The organism is Flavobacterium sp. J372 (assembly GCF_024699965.1).
Lineage (GTDB): Bacteria > Bacteroidota > Bacteroidia > Flavobacteriales > Flavobacteriaceae > Flavobacterium.
This window is the reverse complement of the sequence record NZ_JAJOMZ010000004.1, coordinates 1,307,962-1,326,291: the sequence shown is the minus strand read 5'-3', so window position 1 is coordinate 1,326,291 and position 18,330 is coordinate 1,307,962. Positions and strand designations below refer to the sequence as shown.

General features: G+C 41.8%; 20 protein-coding genes and 1 pseudogene. 15 read left to right on the top strand and 6 right to left on the bottom strand.

The window, feature by feature from the left end; translation table 11 throughout:
- Positions 1 to 115: 115 nt before the first annotated feature.
- A complete protein-coding gene (gene guaA, locus LRS05_RS06650) occupies positions 116 to 1,645 on the bottom strand; it encodes a glutamine-hydrolyzing GMP synthase (protein WP_257867591.1) in 1,530 nt (509 codons plus the stop codon).
- A 169-nt stretch (positions 1,646 to 1,814) separates the two neighbouring features.
- Complete coding sequence (locus LRS05_RS06645) at positions 1,815 to 1,991, bottom strand: DUF3606 domain-containing protein (protein WP_257867590.1); 177 nt, start codon at positions 1,989 to 1,991, stop codon at positions 1,815 to 1,817.
- Positions 1,992 to 2,141: 150 nt separating this feature from the next.
- Between LRS05_RS06645 and LRS05_RS06640 the strand changes: the two genes are divergently transcribed.
- The 5 genes and pseudogenes from LRS05_RS06640 to LRS05_RS06620 all read left to right on the top strand — a co-directional run bounded on the left by LRS05_RS06640 (position 2,142) and on the right by LRS05_RS06620 (position 5,781).
- A complete protein-coding gene (locus LRS05_RS06640) occupies positions 2,142 to 2,351 on the top strand; it encodes an alkylphosphonate utilization protein (protein WP_257867589.1) in 210 nt (69 codons plus the stop codon).
- A gap of 112 nt (positions 2,352 to 2,463) precedes the next feature.
- Positions 2,464 to 3,473, top strand: a pseudogene (locus LRS05_RS06635) (bifunctional oligoribonuclease/PAP phosphatase NrnA).
- 4 nt (positions 3,474 to 3,477) lie between these two features.
- Positions 3,478 to 4,035, top strand: coding sequence for a gliding motility-associated peptidyl-prolyl isomerase GldI (gldI, locus tag LRS05_RS06630; RefSeq protein ID WP_257867588.1), 558 nt, complete (start codon positions 3,478 to 3,480; stop codon positions 4,033 to 4,035).
- 13 nt (positions 4,036 to 4,048) lie between these two features.
- Positions 4,049 to 5,155 (top strand): peptidylprolyl isomerase, encoded by a 1,107-nt coding sequence (locus LRS05_RS06625; RefSeq protein ID WP_257867587.1) that lies wholly within the window; start codon positions 4,049 to 4,051, stop codon positions 5,153 to 5,155.
- A gap of 113 nt (positions 5,156 to 5,268) precedes the next feature.
- Positions 5,269 to 5,781, top strand: coding sequence for a hypothetical protein (locus tag LRS05_RS06620; protein WP_257867586.1), 513 nt, complete (start codon positions 5,269 to 5,271; stop codon positions 5,779 to 5,781).
- A gap of 85 nt (positions 5,782 to 5,866) precedes the next feature.
- On the opposite strand, the gene LRS05_RS06615 is transcribed toward LRS05_RS06620, so the two are convergent.
- From LRS05_RS06615 to LRS05_RS06600, 4 genes are all read right to left on the bottom strand, one after another.
- On the bottom strand, positions 5,867 to 6,394 hold the full coding sequence (locus tag LRS05_RS06615; protein WP_257867585.1) for a pyridoxamine 5'-phosphate oxidase family protein: 528 nt from the start codon (positions 6,392 to 6,394) through the stop codon (positions 5,867 to 5,869).
- A 23-nt stretch (positions 6,395 to 6,417) separates the two neighbouring features.
- Positions 6,418 to 6,792 (bottom strand): STAS/SEC14 domain-containing protein, encoded by a 375-nt coding sequence (locus tag LRS05_RS06610; RefSeq protein ID WP_257867584.1) that lies wholly within the window; start codon positions 6,790 to 6,792, stop codon positions 6,418 to 6,420.
- Positions 6,793 to 6,887: 95 nt separating this feature from the next.
- Positions 6,888 to 7,382, bottom strand: a complete 495-nt coding sequence (locus LRS05_RS06605; protein ID WP_257867583.1) for a GNAT family N-acetyltransferase — start codon at positions 7,380 to 7,382, stop codon at positions 6,888 to 6,890.
- A gap of 3 nt (positions 7,383 to 7,385) precedes the next feature.
- Positions 7,386 to 8,135, bottom strand: coding sequence for an RDD family protein (locus LRS05_RS06600; RefSeq protein ID WP_257867582.1), 750 nt, complete (start codon positions 8,133 to 8,135; stop codon positions 7,386 to 7,388).
- Positions 8,136 to 8,154: 19 nt separating this feature from the next.
- On the opposite strand from LRS05_RS06600, the gene LRS05_RS06595 reads away from it, so the two are divergent.
- The 10 genes from LRS05_RS06595 (at position 8,155) to LRS05_RS06550 (ending at position 18,317) form a co-directional block, all read left to right on the top strand.
- Positions 8,155 to 9,126: a stage II sporulation protein M gene (locus LRS05_RS06595; protein WP_257867581.1), complete on the top strand. Its 972-nt coding sequence runs from the start codon at positions 8,155 to 8,157 to the stop codon at positions 9,124 to 9,126.
- A complete protein-coding gene (locus LRS05_RS06590) occupies positions 9,119 to 9,865 on the top strand; it encodes a DUF4129 domain-containing protein (protein WP_257867580.1) in 747 nt (248 codons plus the stop codon). The genes LRS05_RS06595 and LRS05_RS06590 overlap by 8 nt, the downstream gene beginning before the upstream one ends.
- Complete coding sequence (locus tag LRS05_RS06585) at positions 9,862 to 11,043, top strand: DUF4350 domain-containing protein (protein WP_257867579.1); 1,182 nt, start codon at positions 9,862 to 9,864, stop codon at positions 11,041 to 11,043. The genes LRS05_RS06590 and LRS05_RS06585 overlap by 4 nt, the downstream gene beginning before the upstream one ends.
- Positions 11,040 to 12,059 (top strand): MoxR family ATPase, encoded by a 1,020-nt coding sequence (locus tag LRS05_RS06580; RefSeq protein WP_257867578.1) that lies wholly within the window; start codon positions 11,040 to 11,042, stop codon positions 12,057 to 12,059. Before LRS05_RS06585 ends, LRS05_RS06580 begins: the two co-directional genes overlap by 4 nt.
- Positions 12,059 to 13,387 (top strand): DUF58 domain-containing protein, encoded by a 1,329-nt coding sequence (locus tag LRS05_RS06575; protein WP_257867577.1) that lies wholly within the window; start codon positions 12,059 to 12,061, stop codon positions 13,385 to 13,387. Before LRS05_RS06580 ends, LRS05_RS06575 begins: the two co-directional genes overlap by 1 nt.
- 93 nt (positions 13,388 to 13,480) lie before the next feature.
- On the top strand, positions 13,481 to 14,269 hold the full coding sequence (locus LRS05_RS06570) for an RNA methyltransferase (RefSeq protein ID WP_257867576.1): 789 nt from the start codon (positions 13,481 to 13,483) through the stop codon (positions 14,267 to 14,269).
- Positions 14,270 to 14,314: 45 nt separating this feature from the next.
- Entirely contained in the window at positions 14,315 to 14,584 is a 270-nt protein-coding gene (locus LRS05_RS06565; RefSeq protein ID WP_257867575.1) for a helix-turn-helix transcriptional regulator, read from the top strand.
- A gap of 107 nt (positions 14,585 to 14,691) precedes the next feature.
- Entirely contained in the window at positions 14,692 to 15,438 is a 747-nt protein-coding gene (locus LRS05_RS06560) for an SDR family NAD(P)-dependent oxidoreductase (protein WP_257867574.1), read from the top strand.
- A 114-nt stretch (positions 15,439 to 15,552) separates the two neighbouring features.
- Positions 15,553 to 17,775, top strand: a complete 2,223-nt coding sequence (locus LRS05_RS06555) for a bifunctional (p)ppGpp synthetase/guanosine-3',5'-bis(diphosphate) 3'-pyrophosphohydrolase (RefSeq protein WP_257867573.1) — start codon at positions 15,553 to 15,555, stop codon at positions 17,773 to 17,775.
- 56 nt (positions 17,776 to 17,831) lie between these two features.
- A complete protein-coding gene (locus LRS05_RS06550; RefSeq protein ID WP_257867572.1) occupies positions 17,832 to 18,317 on the top strand; it encodes a Fur family transcriptional regulator in 486 nt (161 codons plus the stop codon).
- Positions 18,318 to 18,330 lie beyond the last annotated feature (13 nt).

The following is an 18,330-nucleotide window of genomic DNA, read 5'->3' as shown; positions in this document are numbered from 1 at the left end:
GTAGATTAATTCGTAAGTTTTGTAATCGACCAACAGCATCAAAAAACCGATTAGCAGCATAACTTTAACTTTTAGCAATAAAAAAGAGCCTTTCCAGGCTCTTTTCGTTATAAATTTATTCCCATTCAATCGTGGCCGGCGGTTTAGAGCTAATGTCATACACAACCCTGTTCACACCTTTCACTTTATTAATTATTTCATTTGATATTTTCATAAGGAAATCATATGGCAGGTGTACCCAATCGGCTGTCATACCGTCTGTTGACTCTACCGCCCTCAGCGCCACTACTTTTTCATAAGTACGCTCATCGCCCATAACACCTACGCTGTTTACCGGCAGCAATATTGCGCCCGCTTGCCATACTTTGTTATACAGCCCATGGTCTTTTAACCCTTGTATGAAAATATGGTCAACCTCTTGCAAAATGCGAACTTTCTCAGGTGTTATGTCGCCCAAAATCCTGATAGAAAGTCCCGGCCCCGGGAATGGGTGGCGTCCCAGTAATTCAGGGTCGATACCCAGCGTTGCCCCTACCCTTCTTACCTCATCTTTAAAAAGCATACGTAAAGGTTCTACCACCTGCAGCTTCATAAAATCGGGCAATCCGCCAACATTGTGGTGCGACTTTATGGTTGCTGACGGCCCTTTTACGGAAACCGACTCAATAACATCCGGGTATATTGTACCCTGTGCCAGCCATTTTACATCGGTAAGCTGGTGGGCTTCATCATCAAAAACCTCAATGAATACCCGGCCTATAGTCTTACGCTTTGTTTCAGGGTCGTCTATGCCTGCAAGTTGAGAAAGGAATCTCTCACCTGCATCTACACCTTTTACGTTGAGCCCCATATCTTTATACTGGTGCAGTACATTCTCAAACTCATCTTTGCGCAACAGCCCGTTGTTAACAAAAATGCAGTACAGGTTTTTGCCGATGGCTTTATTTAAAAGCACTGCAGCCACGGTAGAATCTACCCCACCCGAAAGCCCGAGCACTACCTTGTCATCCTGAATTTTTGTTTTCAATTCGGCCACGATGTCTTCCACAAAAGAGTTTGGCGTGAAGTTTTGTGGTACCTGGGCTATACCAACCAAAAAGTTGGCAAGCATCTTAGCGCCGTCTGTACTATGGTAAACTTCCGGGTGAAACTGTATTGCATATGTGGTTTCACCTTCAATTTTATACGCTGCGTTCTCCACATCTTTTGTGCTGGCAAGCCTTACAGCGCCTGTTGGCAGCTGCTTTATGGTATCGCTGTGGCTCATCCATACCTGGCTGTCTTCACTTACTCCGTTTAGAAAAGGCTCATCTTCTTTAATATAAGAGAGGTTAGCCCGGCCATACTCGCGGATGTTGCTTGGCGCCACTTCACCCCCGTGGAAATGCGCCAGGTATTGCGCACCATAACATACGGCAAGCAGAGGTAGTTTCCCGCGAATTTCGCTAAGGTCAGGGTGCGGGGCATCTTCGGCACGAACTGAAAACGGGCTTCCTGATAGAATAACGGCTTTATAGGTTGATAAATCTTTTGGCGGGTTGTTGTACGGGAAAATCTCGCAGAAGATATTGAGCTCCCTAACCCTTCGCGCAATAAGTTGTGTGTATTGCGACCCGAAGTCTAAAATAAGTACGTTGTGTTGCATGGGCAAAAATAATCAAAGAATTTTAGAATTTTAGAATTTTCGATTATTTGACCGGATGATATGGAACGCGCCTGCCCGAATGGTACAGGCGGTGATGACACTGATTGAGTGGATAATTGCAGATTTTTTAAACTATAAGGCCAAGAACTAAAAAAGAGCCTTTCGGCTCTTATCTGTTATTTTTGAGGTATTCTTCTACAGCGTCAGCGCTGCTGCCTACCTGGTCCACGGCGTTGCGAAGTTCATCCCTTGACACTCCGAATTTAGCTGTCCAGTAGTCAAATTCATAATCTTCACTGGTATTGATGCGGGAACGGTCCCTGTGGGCCGCGGTTGTTTTTGTCATCACTCATAATCTTATAATTTTATGGTTTGTTTAAAGTTACTAAGGATTAATACGGGATGGAAGAAGGTTAACTTTTTGTTGATTGACTATTAAAATTTAATGGATTGAAAGATTATGGTATTTTTACCAAAACAAAAACCTAATTACAAAATGGACGTAAAAGACAGCAATGGGACACTATTAAACGAAGGTGACAGCGTAACCGTAATAAAAGACCTGAAAGTAAAAGGTTCATCATCAGTTATTAAAAGAGGGACTGTGGTGAAGAACATCCGCCTTACTGGTGATGCAAAAGAAATTGAAGGCAAAGTAGAAAAAACCGTAATGGTGCTTAAAACTGAATTTTTGAAGAAGCAATAGTTTGGATTTAAGATTTATGAGATAAGATTTAAGATTGACTTGCGGCAACGAGTGAAGCCAATCTTAAATCTTAAATCTTCTTCTTAAATTGAAAATACCTTACCTTCGCAAAATGACAAATGCTGATATTGAGAAGGTGCAAAGCCTCTTGGCTTCACCTAAAAAAATAGTGATAATACCACACCGCAACCCCGATGGTGATGCCATGGGTTCAACTTTAGGATTATACCATTACCTGCTAAAAAAGGCCATACTCCAACAGTTATCTCTCCCAACGAATTCCCTGATTTCCTGGCATGGCTTCCTGCCAGCGATACTGTAAAAGTTTTTGAGCGCGAGCGTGATGCTGCCGTTGCAGTTATGGAACAGGCTGAACTTGTTTTTACGCTCGACTTCAATTTCCTGAACCGGGTGGGCGATGCAATGGAGCCTGAACTGCGTAAGCTTGATGTTCCTTTTGTAATGATAGACCATCACCAGAGTCCGGACGATTATGCTGTGGTGACTTTCAGCGATACATCTTACGGCTCTACCTGCGAAATGGTGTACCATTTTATAAATGCTTTAGGCGAAAATAACCTGATAGACAGCACTATTGCAACCTGTTTATACACAGGCATTGTGACAGATTCCGGCTCTTTCAGATATCCTTCCACAACAGGTACTACACACCGCATTGTAGCTGAGTTTATTGACAAAGGAATTGACAACAGCGCGATACACAGTAACCTTTTTGACAACCACAGCCACAACCGCATACAAATTTTGGCAAGGGCTTTGCAGAACATGAGGGTATTGCCGCAGCACAACACATCATACATGTGGCTCACGCAGGAAGAATTAAACAGCATGAACCATAGTAAAGGTGATACTGAAGGCATTGTAAATTATGGCCTGAGCATGAAAGGGATAGCGTTTACAGCATTTTTTACGGAAAATAAAGAAGAAGGCATCATCAAGATATCATTCCGCTCCAAAGGCGATTTTGATGTGAACAAGTATGCACGGGAGCATTTCAGCGGCGGCGGGCATATTAACGCTGCCGGGGGTAAATCAACAGAGTCGCTGGATGCTACCATACAAAAATTTATTGCTACATTAGCCAGCACAAAAATTGCATAAGATCATGAAGAAGAGGATAGTTGTGACAGCGCTTTGCATTGGTGCACTTATTATAGGGTGCAGCCAGCCACAGGCGCGCAGGCCCATAAGTGAAAGCGGGGGCACTTTTATGAAGGAATCTGTTGAGCGTAATAAAAAGCTTGTTGCCAGCGAAGAAGGTATGATAGACTCTATCATAAAAAGCAATCCGCAAATAAAGTACATTGCAAGCGATAAGGGCTATTGGTACCACTATGAGGTTGAGAAAACCAATGATACAGTTACGCCTAAGCGCGGTGATGTTGCTTTTTTTGATTACGAAGTAAAAGACCTGAAAGGCAATGTGATTTACAGCGAAGTTGAGCTGCGCCCGCAGAAATATTATGTTGACAAAGAAAATATAATGATGGGGCTTCGCTATGGCATAAAACTGATGAACGAGGGCGAGACTGTAACATTCCTGTTCCCGAGCCACATGGGGTACGGGTATCATGGTGATAATAAAAAAATTGGCGTGAACGAACCGCTTATATGCACCGTAACGCTAAACGATATTAAGCCTGAAGGCGAAGTGAAAGATTAATTTAAAACTATAAATGAAACCGATGACAAGTTTATTTTTAAGCCTGGTTGCCATATTTTTTTCGTGCAACCCCGTAACAAGCAAAGCTGCCGCAGAAGATGTGAAGCTTGGCGATGGGCTCTACGCCGAAATTGAAACAAATAAAGGTAAAATTGTACTTCAGCTTGAATATAAGAAGACGCCGCTTACCGTGGCAAACTTTGTAACGCTTGCCGAAGGTAAAAATGATATGGTTACCATAGCCGACAAAAAGGGCAAACCCTACTATGACGGGCTTAAATTCCACCGCGTGATTCAGCAGTTTATGATACAAACGGGCGATCCTAAGGGCGACGGTTCAGGCGGGCCGGGCTATAAATTTGCCGACGAGATTACCGACCTGAAGCATGACAAGCCGGGGATATTATCTATGGCTAATGCAGGAAAAGGCACAAACGGAAGCCAGTTCTTTATTACCCATGTACCTACCCCGCACCTTGACGGCAAGCATACAGTATTCGGGCATGTTGTACAAGGCCAGGATGTGGTAAACACCATAGTTCAGGGTGATGAAATGAAAAGCGTGAAGATTGTGCGCATAGGCGCTGAAGCCAAGAAATTTGACGCCCCTAAAGTTTTCCGGGAATATTATGAGAAAGCTGCTGCAGAAGTTAAAAAACAGGAAGCAGCCAACGCAAAAGTAATGGCAGATAAAGTAGCTTACCTGGCTGATGTGAAAGCAGGCGCTACAAAACTTCCTTCAGGGCTGCAGTACAAAATCGTGAAAAAAGGTAATGGCGGCAAACCTTTAGATGGCAGCGAAGTAGGCGTACACTATGCAGGTTATCTGGAAAATGGTATGCTTTTCGACAGCAGCATTGAAGCGGTAGCTAAGCAGTACGGCAAGCACGACCCGGCCAGGGCTGCGGCAAATGCATATACCCCAATTCCTTTTAAAATAGGAACTAAAGATGGACTAATACCGGGCTTCATTGAAGGTATTGAGCAGATGAACGTTGGTGATAAAGCAGTGATTTTTATCCCTTCACACCTTGGCTATGGTGAACGCGGCGCAGGCGGAGTTATCCCTCCAAACGCCAACATCATTTTTGAACTTGAAATGACACCTTCAGCAAAATAAATTGTTGTATAAATAAACAGAGAAAGCTCCTTCAGAAATGTCGGAGCTTTTTTTACTTTTTGAATATAACATAACCAAACTTAAAACCGCGTACATTAAAACTGTCCTTCATCATGGGAGAAATTAAAAAGCACGGACTTTTAGGTTTTCACTTTGTATTTAATAGTCAGCACCGAGCTTATTTATATAAACTGGTATCAAAATTTGAAATCAGCGATATTGTAAAAGACCATTCTTTAGCCATAAGTGATGGTGAATATATTACTCTTAAAACGAATGGAGCCTTTGCGTCACTCACTACCTATTATAAACTTGAGCCATTCAGGTTCTTAATTAGTGAACTCCGGTCTGGAAGTGCGGAGGCCTGGTTTGGTTTTTATCCTGAAGAAGATATCAGTGTACATAAAAATCTCCTGACCGATTTGTTAGCCAAATGCAGATATTGCATCTGCGGATTTGAGATTGAGATATCTGATTACGATAAGCCCGAACTACATAATAGCCAGTCTGCAAATTATGTCATCACAAAGGGAAAAGTTTCAAAATCTTCGAGTACGGATGCAGAGGAAGAAAAGCTTATATCGCATTATTTTGATATTCTGCTATCCTTTGGTAAAAAATTATAACATCAGCAGCAATGGTAGCTGTAACAGAAAAAGCTCCTTTAGAAATGTCGGAGCTTTTTCTTTTATATACAGATATTAAAAGGGGCTATACATTAAGACGGCCCTCTACACCGCCATCACTTTTCATGCTGCCGGTTATCATGCCGGCAATCATTTTTACGTAAGATACCATTTTGCCATACTTTGTGTCCCAGTAGTATGCATCTGTCGGGGTAACTTTTATTACTGTTATCTCCGGGTCGTCTTTGCCTTCTTCAAACCAGGCTTTTGCAACAGTATTCCAGACCTGATCTATGTGGGCTTTATCTTTATAAATAGTGGCCTGCCCATAAATTGAAAGGAAATGAATATCTTCATTCTTGGCAAAAATGAGCTGTACCTCATTATCTTCTTTTATCTCAAAATTTTTGTTGCTTTTTGCTGAACTCAAAAACCAGAGATTACCATTGTCGTCAACTTCCTGCAAGACCATAGGACGGGTAGGAAACGGCCTTTGTGAAAGTTCAGTGCAAAACATGCATGTCTTTATATCTTCAGCCAGTTCTTTCAGTTTGGCAATGGCTTCCTGATTGTATAAATCCTTAAAATTATCTTTTGAAAGTGCGTCGCTCATAGTTCATAAAATTATGTTAAGCCTTAAATTGTTTCTGCACCCTCGCTCACCCAGGCAACTGCTTCATCGTATTCTGATTTTTTATATCCGCGGAACTCGCCCGGCATAACTTTACTGAAGGCATCTGTAAAAGTGATAACGCCATCAATATCAGTAACTATAGCAGCACGATTCCACTTTGTGAGGTTTTTTATGCCGAGTAAGGCATCCTGCAACCACGCGCCAAATGTGAAATCTTTAGGTGAATTGTCAAGAAATAGAAGGTAGTTAAGCTTACCTGTTTTTTCGACAAGCGATGCAACTTTAGCCTGCACCATTTCAAAATCTTCTTTTGTCACTTCACCTTCCGAACGGAAGCCGACCATATTTTGGGGTAAGTCTGTTATCTGGGTTATCATGATTGGTTGTATTTTGTTATACAATCAAAATTACCCTATATGATATTCAACGTATGTTATTGATATCACAATAATTAACAAAAGAAAACTTAATATTAAAAAACCAGCTGCATGATGAAATCTTCCATAAGATAACCGTTCCCGATATCAATATCTTCCTCGCCAATTTTTACAAAACCTAGCCCTTCGTAGAACTTAACAGCTGTATTGTAACGATTTACATTGAGCGTGATTTTATCGTTTTGGTGTTTCTTAGCCAGCATTATTATTCGGTTCATAAGAATTCTACCTACGCCTTTACCCTGTGCTTCGGGCAAAATATATAATTTATGAACTTTGGTAGTTTCAAAACGGTAATTAAGTTCATATGATGCAAACCCGAGAAATTCTTCGCCATCTTTTACGAGCAAAAAATGATGATTTTTAATGGTAATCTGCTCATTATAAGATTTGCTGCTGTACATCATATCAAACATATATTCCAGCTGTGGTTCAGAGAGAATATGCTTATAAGTTGGCCCCCATACCCGCCTTGCCAGGCTATTTACGGTTTCAAAATCAGCTAAATCAGCTTTTATAACTTCAATCATGAATTACATTTTTTGGGTATAGTAGTTATAGTCATTCAGCAGCGTATCTATAAAAGCTGTGGCATTTTGCGATACAGATTTTATACCTGTTACCTGAATCACCTTATCCTGAAGTTTTTGCATCTGCTCAAAATCAGCAGCCTTTAAAGCATGCTCATATGTCTCCTTTATAATACGTATATCATTATCGGTCAGCTTGATAACCAACGGATAGATTGGCCTGTAATCGCTTTCAACCTCACGTAAAATAGTATGGTCTATGCTTATATCATTTTTGAGCGAAATTACAGCCGTACCGGCAGCAAGGTCTCCTAGGCGCTGCGTTTTATCGGTCGCCAGCATAAATCCTAAACCGACAATACCCGTATTCAGCAATAAAAAAATATCGACAAGCCTGCAAAGCCAACGCATAAGGTGATCTCCAAATCCGGCCTCATAGCCGTCAATTTTAATAACGCGTATACGCATAAGCCGCTTGCCTATGGTCTGACCCTGAAAAACACTTTCAAGAACCAATGTATAAAAAATACAGGGCAGGTATAGAATAATCATGATGGCTGCCTGCGACCAAAAATCCATAGGTGCAACAAATTTTTCCAACCCAAAATACTCATATACAACCAAATAGATGATAAGAGAATAGGCTGTTTTTATAACAGCGTCAAATATGTATGCAAGCACCCTTTCACCCACGCCCGCAGCATTGAAATTTATATTCACATTTTGGGTAGTGGTTATTGAAAGTTCTGACATATTTTATATTTTAGCCTATATGAGAGAAGTTGCCTTCATCAAACAAAATAAAGAAAAATGGCTCGAATTTGAGCAGGCAATCTTTGGCAAAATACAAAAAAATCCTGATGAGCTTGCTTCGCTGTATATTCACCTGGTAAATGACCTCGCTTTTGCGCAAACCTATTATCCGCGCAGCAAAACAGTTACCTACCTTAATCACATTGCATCACTCACCTATCAACAGATTTACCGTACCAAAAGAGAAGACACCAACAGGCTAAAGCATTTTTTTATAACAGAGGTACCGCTTATCGTTTATAGCTACAGAAAGTATATACTGTATGCATTCATTTTCTTCATAATATTTGTGGCAACAGGCACATTATCAGCGGCAAATGACGCTGATTTTGTAAGGCTTATACTGGGAGATGAATATGTAAACATGACCCTTGAAAACATTCGCAAAGGCAATCCTGTCGCAGTTTATAAAAGCGGTTCAAACTGGGGGTCAGCTATCGGCATCACGCTTAACAACCTTAAAGTTGGGCTAATGTCTTTTGTACTTGGGTTTACAGGGGGTATAGGTACGGTGTGGTCACTATTTCAAAATTCAATAATGCTGGGCGCATTTCAATATTTCTTTTATGAGCAAAAAGTATTCTGGGCCAGTGTGCGTGGCATATGGATACATGGGGCTATGGAAATTTTTGCAATGGTAATAGAAGCCGGTGCGGGCCTAATACTCGGCGCATCAATACTTTTCCCAAAAACATATTCACGTACAGAATCATTAAAAAGAGGCTTTAAAGACGGGCTTAAAATAGTGCTTGCCACTATGCCTTTTACTGTTGCGGCAGGACTATTAGAAGGCTTTGTTACAAGGTATTCACCTGATATGCCAATTGTACTCAACCTTGTGATAATTCTGGGCACGCTTTCTGCCATATCCTGGTATTTCCTGATATATCCTTTCCAGGTCAACAAAAAAATAATGGGGCTGCATGAATAAACTATTTAGCCTTTTTATTTTACTTATCCTTGCCTTACCCGCAAGGGCTGCAGTCCGGGATACGCTTGCTGAAACAATCGTGCAGCAACATACAGATACTGCATCAATAACACCAGTTTCGCGAAATTTTTCACCCGCGTACAAGGAAAAGTATAAAGCTCCTGAATTTGATTACAAGCGAAAAGAAAACAACAAACAGCTTTCAAAACTTCAGCAATTTCTCAGGTGGTTGTCAGATTTGTTTTCTTTTGAAGGGAGTGGTGATGGTAAAGGCTTTTCAATTGGGCAAATAGTAAAGGCTATTGCTGCCGGAATTATTATTCTGGTTGTAGTTTACATTATAGCCCGGGCTTTGTTGAAAAAAGAAGGTTACTGGATATTTGGCAAAGCGCGTAAAAACATTGCCGCCAAAGATATTGGTATTGAAAACATTGAAACAGCCGATTTCCAGTCACTTATCAGCAATACCCAGCAGGCCGGTGATTACAGGATGGGCATCAGGTATTATTACCTATGGCTTCTCAAAATTCTGGCATACAATAACATCATAAAGTGGCATAGTGATAAAACGAACAGTGATTATCTATATGAAATTAAAGATGAAGCACTGCGTTCGAAGTTCCGATACCTGTCATACATTTATGACTATAGCTGGTATGGTGAATTCGCGGTAAATGAAGCTGATTACGCCAAAGCTGCAAAGGCATTTACAGAAACAATAAACAGGCTGAAGCGATGAACAGGACATTAGTAATATGCGGTGCGCTTATAGTCTGTATAGTAGGGCTGATGTTTTATGCTGATTCGCAGCAGCCAAAGCCTGTAGATTGGCGGCCTACCTACGGGACTGAACATAAAAATCCTCTAGGGCTGTATGTCTTCAGGCAGGAAATGGCAAGCCTTTTTGAAGGCGACAGTATCCATGAGCTGAACGTAACACCATATGAGTACCTCGAGCCAAAATATGACTACAAAAAAAGCGAATACAGGGCTAAAGGCACTTTTATACATATAAATGAGGGTGCTATGCTGGATGGTGAATCAGCGCAGGAATTACTGTATTTTGCCCAACACGGCAATACCATCTTCATTAGTGCTAAATATTTCCCTGATGTTCTGCTCGATTCACTTGGGGTAGAAATGCCTCAGGCGTTTAATATCAAAGATTCTGTTGTGGTGAAAACCAATACTTCAGAAGAATTTATTTTAAATGAAGGCAGCGGCATCAGCTACTTTAAAAATGCGGATAGTACCGGCAGTATTCTTGGCTACCAGCGCATAGGCCAAAAACAGGAACTACAGCCAAACTTTATAGCTGTCACTTACGGCAATGGCCGTTTCCTCCTGCATACCCAACCGGCGGCTTTTAGTAATTATTATCTTTTGAAAGACAATTACAATGCCTATGCGGCGAGTGTACTTTCTTATATACCTGAAGGAGATATCTATTTGTTTTCTTCAGGACATGAAAAAAGAATATCAGGCTCGTCTTTACGATACATTATGGGCCAGCCCGCACTTAAATCTGCTTTTTGGATAGCACTGCTTGGGTTACTGGTGTTCATGTTCTTCAATGCAAAACGCCGGCAGCGTATTGTGCCTGTTATATCACCATTACGCAACACAACTATAGATTTTACAAAGACTATAGGCAATCTGTACTATAATTCAGGTGACCACCATAATACTATTGACAGGATGCTTGTGTACTTTTTTGAACGGGTGCGTAACGAACTGAAAATAGATACCACTGTGCTTGATGAGGCATTCATTGATAAGCTTGCGCAAAAAACAGATAAACCAAGAGAAGATGCCGTTAAACTGGTATCGGCTATAAAAAAACATCGTGTACGTACACAAAGTACCGAAGCAGATGTGATAGACATAAGTAAAGCAATTGAAAATATAATGTTATGACAGAATTTGAGAATAACAATGAGAATATTCCTGTTGAAAATGAAAGTGTAAACTTCAGTTCACGGATAGACCTTAGTGCGCTGCAGCAAAGCCTGGCAGATGTGCGTACCGAAATACGGTCAGTAATCGTTGGGCAGGAAAAAATGGCTGACAGGCTGCTGGTGGCGCTGTTATGCGGCGGACACGTACTGATTGAAGGCGTACCGGGCGTAGCAAAAACCATCACAGCAAAACTGCTGGCCAAAACCTTGTCGCTTGGGTTTGGCAGGATACAATTTACCCCTGACCTGATGCCTGGTGATATTTTGGGAACATCGGTATTTGACCTTTCAAAGTCGGAATTTGAGTTTAAGCATGGGCCTATCTTCTCAAACTTCATATTAATTGATGAGATTAACCGTGCACCGGCTAAAACACAGGCCGCCTTGTTTGAAGTGATGGAAGAACGACAGATAACCATTGACGGCGAGACACGCAGCATGGACGCGCCTTTTATCGTGATAGCAACGCAAAACCCTATTGAGCAGGAGGGCACCTACCGCCTGCCGGAGGCCCAACTTGACCGTTTCCTTTTCAAGATAAACATTGACTACCCTACACTCAACGAAGAGATTGTAATACTTCAGCGTGAGAATGCCTTGCAGGACAGGGATAAGCTGGGCAATGTTAAACCTGTGCTTACGCGCGAGGCTATATTGCAATACCAGTCACTCGTGAAACAGGTTGTTGCTGAACCGCAATTGCTGGAATATATCGCAAAAATTGTAACAGGTACTCGCGATAATGCCTTCCTGTATCTTGGTGCTTCGCCAAGGGCATCTATTGCGATATTAAACGCCAGCAAAGGCTTTGCGGCACTAAACGGTCGCGACTTTGTAACACCTGATGATGTTCGAGAGGCTGCCGTGCCTGTTTTACAGCACAGGGTTGTTGTAGCGCCCGAGCGTGAAATGGAAGGCCTTACAAGCCCTGAAATTATCAGGCAGATAATTGATGGTGTTGAAGTTCCGCGCTAATGAAATGGTTTCATAAGATATACCTTACCAATTTCTTTTTCTACATACTTGCAGGTATTGTAGGCGGCTTTGTGCTTGCCTTTATATTCCCTGCAATGTACAACGCCATGTGGTTTTTGCTCTACATTTATATGGCCTTTGCATTAATAGATATACTGCTTGTTTTTGCGACCGGTAATATTAACGCAAACCGTACCACACCCGAAAAATTCAGTAATGGTGATGAAAATGCAATGATTGTCACTGTAAATAATAACTATTCTTTTAATATAAGAATCAGGATTATTGATGAAGTTCCGTTCCAGTTCCAGTTGCGCGACTTTACTATTGACAGAACACTTGATGCCGGCAAAACTATCGCAACAGAATATACACTACGGCCTGTAGAGCGCGGTGGATATCATTTCGGGAAGCTTAATGTTTATGCGACCTCTCCGCTACGGCTTGTTTCGCGGAGATTTGTTTTTGATGAAGGCCGAATGGTGCCAACCTATCCTTCTTATCTACAGCTAAAGAAATACGGACTTATAGCTTTTTCCAACAGGCTTTTCAAGCACGGGCTTAAGAAAATAAGAAGGCTTGGCCATACCATGGAATTTGAGCAGATAAAAGATTATACACGGGGAGATGACCTCCGTACCATAAACTGGAATGCCACCGCCAGGCGCAACAAGCTTATGGTAAACCAGTTTCAGGATGAGCGATCACAGAATATTTATATGGCTATTGACAAAGGGCGTATGATGAAGATGCCATTTGGCGGGCTGAGCCTTCTCGACTATGCCATAAATGCATCGCTGGTGCTGAGTGATATCGTACTGAAGAAAGGTGATAAAGCGGGATTATTTGCTTTCTCGAAGCAGATTACAAACCGCGTGGCAGCAGAACGCAGGCAGGCACAAATGCAGAAAATTATGGAATCGCTTTACAACGTCAGCACTGACTATTTTGAAAGTGATTACGGGCGATTGTATGCTGACATTAAACGAAACATTACCCAGCGCAGCCTTATTTTGCTTTACACCAATTTTGAGACACTTGACGGGCTGCACAGGCAGCTGCCCTACCTGAAAGGCATTGCCAAAAGCCATCTGCTGGTAGTGATATTCTTTGACAACACAGAACTGAATACATTTATTAAGCAAAAAGCTGCAACCGTACAGGAAATTTATGACAAAGCCGTAGCTGAAAAGTTTGCTTATGAAAAGAGGCTGATTGTGAGTGAACTCAGCAAATATGGTATACACCCTATACTTACCCAGCCCGAAAACCTTACGATTGATACGATAAACAAATACCTTGAGATAAAATCGAGGGGGATGATTTAGCAGGTTGGGAGTTGCCGTAACATACTCACAGTAAAAGAACATATTCATTATTTTTGCACACACAACGAGCAACCTGCAACGCGCAACCCGAACATGAAACAAATTACCAGTCCGCAAAACTCATATATAAAATCGTTACTCCAACTACAGGAAAAAGCGAAAGCGCGCAGGCAAAGCAGTACTTTCCTTATTGAAGGCCAGCGTGAGATTCAGCTGGCGCGAAAGGGCGGTTATGAAATTGTATCAGTTTTGTTTGTTCCTGAAATGATTACTGAAGCAGATGTAAAAAACCTAGCAGGGAGACATACCGAACTGATTGAGATATCTCGGGATGTATATCAGAAACTAGCCTACCGTGATACAACAGAAGGCATTATTGCAGTAGCAAAAAGTAAAAGACTTGAACTGGGTGATTTACAACTTACTGACAATCCACTTATTTTGGTTGCAGAATCTCCTGAAAAACCGGGAAATATTGGAGCCTTACTCCGTACTGCAGATGCAGCAGGCGTTGATGCCGTAATTATAGCCGACCCAAAAGGTGACCTTTATAATCCTAACATTGTACGTTCAAGTGTAGGATGCTTATTTACCAACAATATTGCAACCGGTACTACAGATGAAGTAATTGCTTTTCTTAAAGAGAGCCATATTAATATTTATTGTGCCACACTACAGGATTCCACATCTTACCATACACAAAATTTCACTATGCCAACAGCTTTGGTTGTAGGTACTGAAGCTACCGGCTTAAGTGCCGCCTGGCGCGAGGCATCAAACAAAAACATCATCATACCCATGAGCGGCGAAATAGATTCTATGAATGTATCTGTAGCCGCGGCAATACTTATATTTGAAGCCAAAAGGCAAAGAGGGTTTTAGTTTTTTTAGGCAATAAATTGATACATTTGCATTTTTCAATTTATCATGACACACAAAGAAGCAGAACGTATAGCAAAAGCATTGGGAGACCCACACAGGCTGCGCATACTCAATGAAATGAAGCAGGCCGGAGAGTTGAAGTGTGCATGTGTCACCAATATTATCCAGCTGTCACAGCCCTCTATATCACACCATCTCAAGCAATTAGTTGATGCCGGCTTAATTATTCCTGAAAAAGAAGGGCGCAATATCAAGTACAGGTTGGACCGCGAAATATTAGATAATTACATCACTTACCTTTCCGCTTTAAAATAATATATAGAAATATTTCGATATATTAAATTAATTATTATCTTTGCTCCGTAAATCATCCGGAACTGGTTACAATTAAAAATATCGAATAATTTAAATATATTAATACAATGAAACTTAAAGGAAAAATAGCATTAGTAACAGGCGCATCAAAAGGTATAGGTGTTGCCATCGCAAAGAAATTAGCAGCAGAAGGCGCAGCAGTAGCCGTAAATTATGCTTCCGATAAAGCCGGTGCAGACAAAACAGTAAGCCAGATTGAAGCTGACGGCGGCAGGGCAATTGCAGTACAGGGAAGTGTGGCAAATGTTGAAGATGTGGCACGTATTTTCAATGAAACCGCCGCAGCTTTTGGTAAAATCGACATATTAGTTAATAATGCCGGCGTGTATGGCTTCCAGGCGCTTGAGGACGTAACAATCGATGAGTACAACAGGCAATTTGGCATTAACGTGCTGGGCCCTATCCTCACCACAAAAGAAGCGTTGAAGTACTTTCCTGCCCAGGGCGGCAGCGTGGTAAACATAAGTTCTGTAATATCAGAAAGCCCCAGTGCGGGTACTGCGGTATACTCATCAACCAAAGGTGCGCTTGATACACTAACAAGGCAACTGGCGGCAGAACTTGCGCCTAAAAACATACGCGTAAACACGGTGTCACCTGGGTTGACAGCAACCGAGGGTGGCGATACGGCCGGCATTCGCGGCAGTGAACTTGAAAAAAGCATTGTGGCTAATACCCCGCTAGGGCGTGTAGGCCAGCCTGAAGATATTGCAGGTGCTGTAGCATTTTTAGCAAGTGATGATGCAGGCTGGATAACCGGTGAGCGCATCAACGCTGCAGGCGGATTGCGTTAATTTTTTGATTTAAATTGAGGCGAGGCAGGGTTATTTCCCTGCCTTTTTGTATTCTACACATTCTATTGCAAATGCAAAACAATTTCACTAAATTTAGGGCTATTGTTACAGGATATGACCGAAATCGATATTGAGCAGGAAAACAAGGCAATTGCCAAAGAATATAAAGAACTACTGCGCATAAGCTACCAAACGCTTAGCGAAGATGATAAAAAGCTGATACGCAAAGCTTTTGATGTTGCTGTTGATGCCCATAAGGACCAACGCCGTAAAAGTGGAGAAGCCTACATCTTCCACCCCATTGCTGTTGCAAAGATCGTGGCAAGTGAAATCGGGCTGGGTGCAACGTCTATTGCATCGGCACTGATGCATGATGTGGTTGAAGACACCGACATCACTGTTGAGGATATCGAGAGGATGTTCAACCCTAAGATTGCAAAGATTGTTGAGGGGCTTACTAAAATCGCGCAGGTAAAGACCGACCAGGAAATATCAATGCAGGCGGAAAATTTCCGCAAGATGCTGCTTACCCTGAATGATGATGTGCGTGTTATCCTCATAAAAATCGCTGACAGGCTGCACAACATGCAAACCATGGGCTCAATGGCCGATTACAAGCAGGCTAAAATAGCGTCTGAAACTCTATATATCTACGCTCCGCTAGCCCATAGGCTGGGATTATACAACATTAAAAATGAGCTGGAAGACCTTGGACTGAAATACACTGAACCGGCTGTTTATGAAAATATCGTAAGCAAGATAAAAGAGACAAAGGAAGAGCAGGATGCTTATATAAAGTCAATTTCCGATGTGCTCAAAGAGTCGCTTGATGCAGAAGGCATTGAATATACAATAAAAGGACGTCCGAAGAGCATTTATTCCATTAGACGTAAGATGCTTGCACAGAATGTAACGTTTGAGGAAGTATATGACAAGTTCGCGCTTCGCATTATTTATAAGGCGAAACCTTCGGAAGAAAAATTCCTTGCCTGGAAAATATACTCTATTGTAACCGACCACTACCGCCCCAGTCCAAGCAGGCTGCGCGATTGGATATCATCACCAAAGTCAACGGGTTATGAGGCTCTGCACATTACTGTAATGGGCCCGAAAGGCCGTTGGGTAGAAATCCAGGTACGCAGCGAACGTATGGATGAAATTGCCGAAAAGGGTTATGCGGCTCATTACAAATACAAGCAAGGCGCCAACAATGAAGAACATGGCCTTGAAACCTGGCTTAACTTACTGAAGGAAGCTTTGGAAAACACATCGGGTAATGCTGTAGATTTTGTAGAAGACTTCAAGCTAAACCTTTATGCAAAGGAGATATATGTTTTTACCCCTAAAGGTGAGATAAAGTCGCTGCCAAAAGGCGCCACGTCACTGGATTTTGCTTTCAGTATACACTCCGAGATTGGCATGCGCACCCGGGGAACAAGGGTAAATGGCAAGCTAGTTCCGCTCAACCATGTACTTAACAGCGGTGACCAGGTAGAGGTAATAACCTCTCCCAATCAAAAACCGAACAGCCACTGGCTTGATTATGTTACCACATCACGCGCCAAAAATAAAATTAAAAACGTATTAAACGAGAGCACCAAACGCATTGCGGAGGAAGGTAAAGAACTGCTTACCCGTAAGCTTCGCCACCTTAAGATTACATTGAATGAAGCTACTGTAAACGAACTGGTTAACTACTTTAAACTCAAAACAAGCCTTGACTTGTTCTATCGTGTGGGCACAGGATCTATTGAAAACCAACAGCTTAAAGACTACGCCGCACTGAAGAGCAATACGTTTATGAACTTCTTCAAGAACAGGATAAAGCGTACGCCAAACCTGCCGGCAGAACAGGTCCAGCGTGAAGAAATAAGCCATAATTATGACCTATTGGTTTTCGGTAAAGAGCAGGAAAAACTTGACTACAAACTTGCAAACTGCTGTAACCCTATTCCGGGCGATGATGTTTTTGGGTTTATTACTATCAATGAGGGTATAAAAGTCCATAAAAAAGACTGCCCTAATGCTATAAGGCTGCAGAGCAACTATGCCTATCGTATCATTAAAGCCAAATGGATAGATTCATCTCAGGAAGAATTTAAGGCCACGCTGAAAATTACAGGTATGGACTCATTAGGCCTTACCAATGAACTAACTAAGGTTATTTCAAATAACATGAATGTGAACATACAAAGTATATCGCTTAGTGGTGATGCCGGGATATTTAACGGGCAGCTTACCGTTATTGTTCAAAATAATTCCATCCTGAAGAAGCTGATTGAAAAGATTAAGCAGATTGACGGGGTTGAAAAAGTGACGCGGATTAACAAGAGCTAAACATTTCCACTTCAGAAATTTTGAATTATCTTTGCGGGTATTGATACCCACCCGTCATGGAAAATAATAAAAATCAGGATATTGTAAAGAATGTCTTTACAAAATTCCTTGAAGATAAAGGCCACCGCAAGACTCCGGAACGCTACGCCATACTTCAGGAGATATATAACAGCCAGGAACATTTTGACATTGAGTCGCTGTATATCAAAATGAAGAACAAAAATTACCGCGTAAGCCGTGCCACGCTTTACAACACCATTGAATTACTGTTGGAGTGCGGCCTTGTGCGCAGGCACCAGTTTGGGCAAAACCAAAGCCATTACGAAAAATCATACTTTGATAAGCAGCATGACCATATTATCATGACTGACACCGGTGAGGTTATCGAGTTCTGCGACCCGCGCATTCAATCCATCAAAAAGACCATAGAGGAAATTTTCGGTATTGAAATACATAACCATTCACTCTATTTGTACGGTCACAGGAAAGCAGCAGTTGCTGAAACCCCTGCCACCGACATGCCACAACATGAAACACACTGATTTTTACATAACT

Bases quoted from the DNA above. Each gene is read 5' to 3' on its own strand.
- LRS05_RS06620 (WP_257867586.1), top strand. From the start codon at position 5,269: ATGGGAGAAATTAAAAAGCACGGACTTTTAGGTTTTCACTTTGTATTT.
- LRS05_RS06550 (WP_257867572.1), top strand. From the start codon at position 17,832: ATGGAAAATAATAAAAATCAGGATATTGTAAAGAATGTCTTTACAAAA.
- LRS05_RS06580 (WP_257867578.1), top strand. From the start codon at position 11,040: ATGACAGAATTTGAGAATAACAATGAGAATATTCCTGTTGAAAATGAA.
- gldI (WP_257867588.1), top strand. From the start codon at position 3,478: ATGAAGAAGAGGATAGTTGTGACAGCGCTTTGCATTGGTGCACTTATT.
- LRS05_RS06615 (WP_257867585.1), bottom strand. From the start codon at position 6,394: ATGAGCGACGCACTTTCAAAAGATAATTTTAAGGATTTATACAATCAG.
- LRS05_RS06645 (WP_257867590.1), bottom strand. From the start codon at position 1,991: ATGACAAAAACAACCGCGGCCCACAGGGACCGTTCCCGCATCAATACC.
- LRS05_RS06605 (WP_257867583.1), bottom strand. From the start codon at position 7,382: ATGATTGAAGTTATAAAAGCTGATTTAGCTGATTTTGAAACCGTAAAT.
- guaA (WP_257867591.1), bottom strand. From the start codon at position 1,645: ATGCAACACAACGTACTTATTTTAGACTTCGGGTCGCAATACACACAA.
- LRS05_RS06560 (WP_257867574.1), top strand. From the start codon at position 14,692: ATGAAACTTAAAGGAAAAATAGCATTAGTAACAGGCGCATCAAAAGGT.
- LRS05_RS06590 (WP_257867580.1), top strand. From the start codon at position 9,119: ATGAATAAACTATTTAGCCTTTTTATTTTACTTATCCTTGCCTTACCC.
- LRS05_RS06610 (WP_257867584.1), bottom strand. From the start codon at position 6,792: ATGATAACCCAGATAACAGACTTACCCCAAAATATGGTCGGCTTCCGT.
- LRS05_RS06640 (WP_257867589.1), top strand. From the start codon at position 2,142: ATGGACGTAAAAGACAGCAATGGGACACTATTAAACGAAGGTGACAGC.
- LRS05_RS06600 (WP_257867582.1), bottom strand. From the start codon at position 8,135: ATGTCAGAACTTTCAATAACCACTACCCAAAATGTGAATATAAATTTC.
- LRS05_RS06595 (WP_257867581.1), top strand. From the start codon at position 8,155: ATGAGAGAAGTTGCCTTCATCAAACAAAATAAAGAAAAATGGCTCGAA.
- LRS05_RS06575 (WP_257867577.1), top strand. From the start codon at position 12,059: ATGAAATGGTTTCATAAGATATACCTTACCAATTTCTTTTTCTACATA.
- LRS05_RS06555 (WP_257867573.1), top strand. From the start codon at position 15,553: ATGACCGAAATCGATATTGAGCAGGAAAACAAGGCAATTGCCAAAGAA.
- LRS05_RS06565 (WP_257867575.1), top strand. From the start codon at position 14,315: ATGACACACAAAGAAGCAGAACGTATAGCAAAAGCATTGGGAGACCCA.
- LRS05_RS06625 (WP_257867587.1), top strand. From the start codon at position 4,049: ATGAAACCGATGACAAGTTTATTTTTAAGCCTGGTTGCCATATTTTTT.
- LRS05_RS06570 (WP_257867576.1), top strand. From the start codon at position 13,481: ATGAAACAAATTACCAGTCCGCAAAACTCATATATAAAATCGTTACTC.
- LRS05_RS06585 (WP_257867579.1), top strand. From the start codon at position 9,862: ATGAACAGGACATTAGTAATATGCGGTGCGCTTATAGTCTGTATAGTA.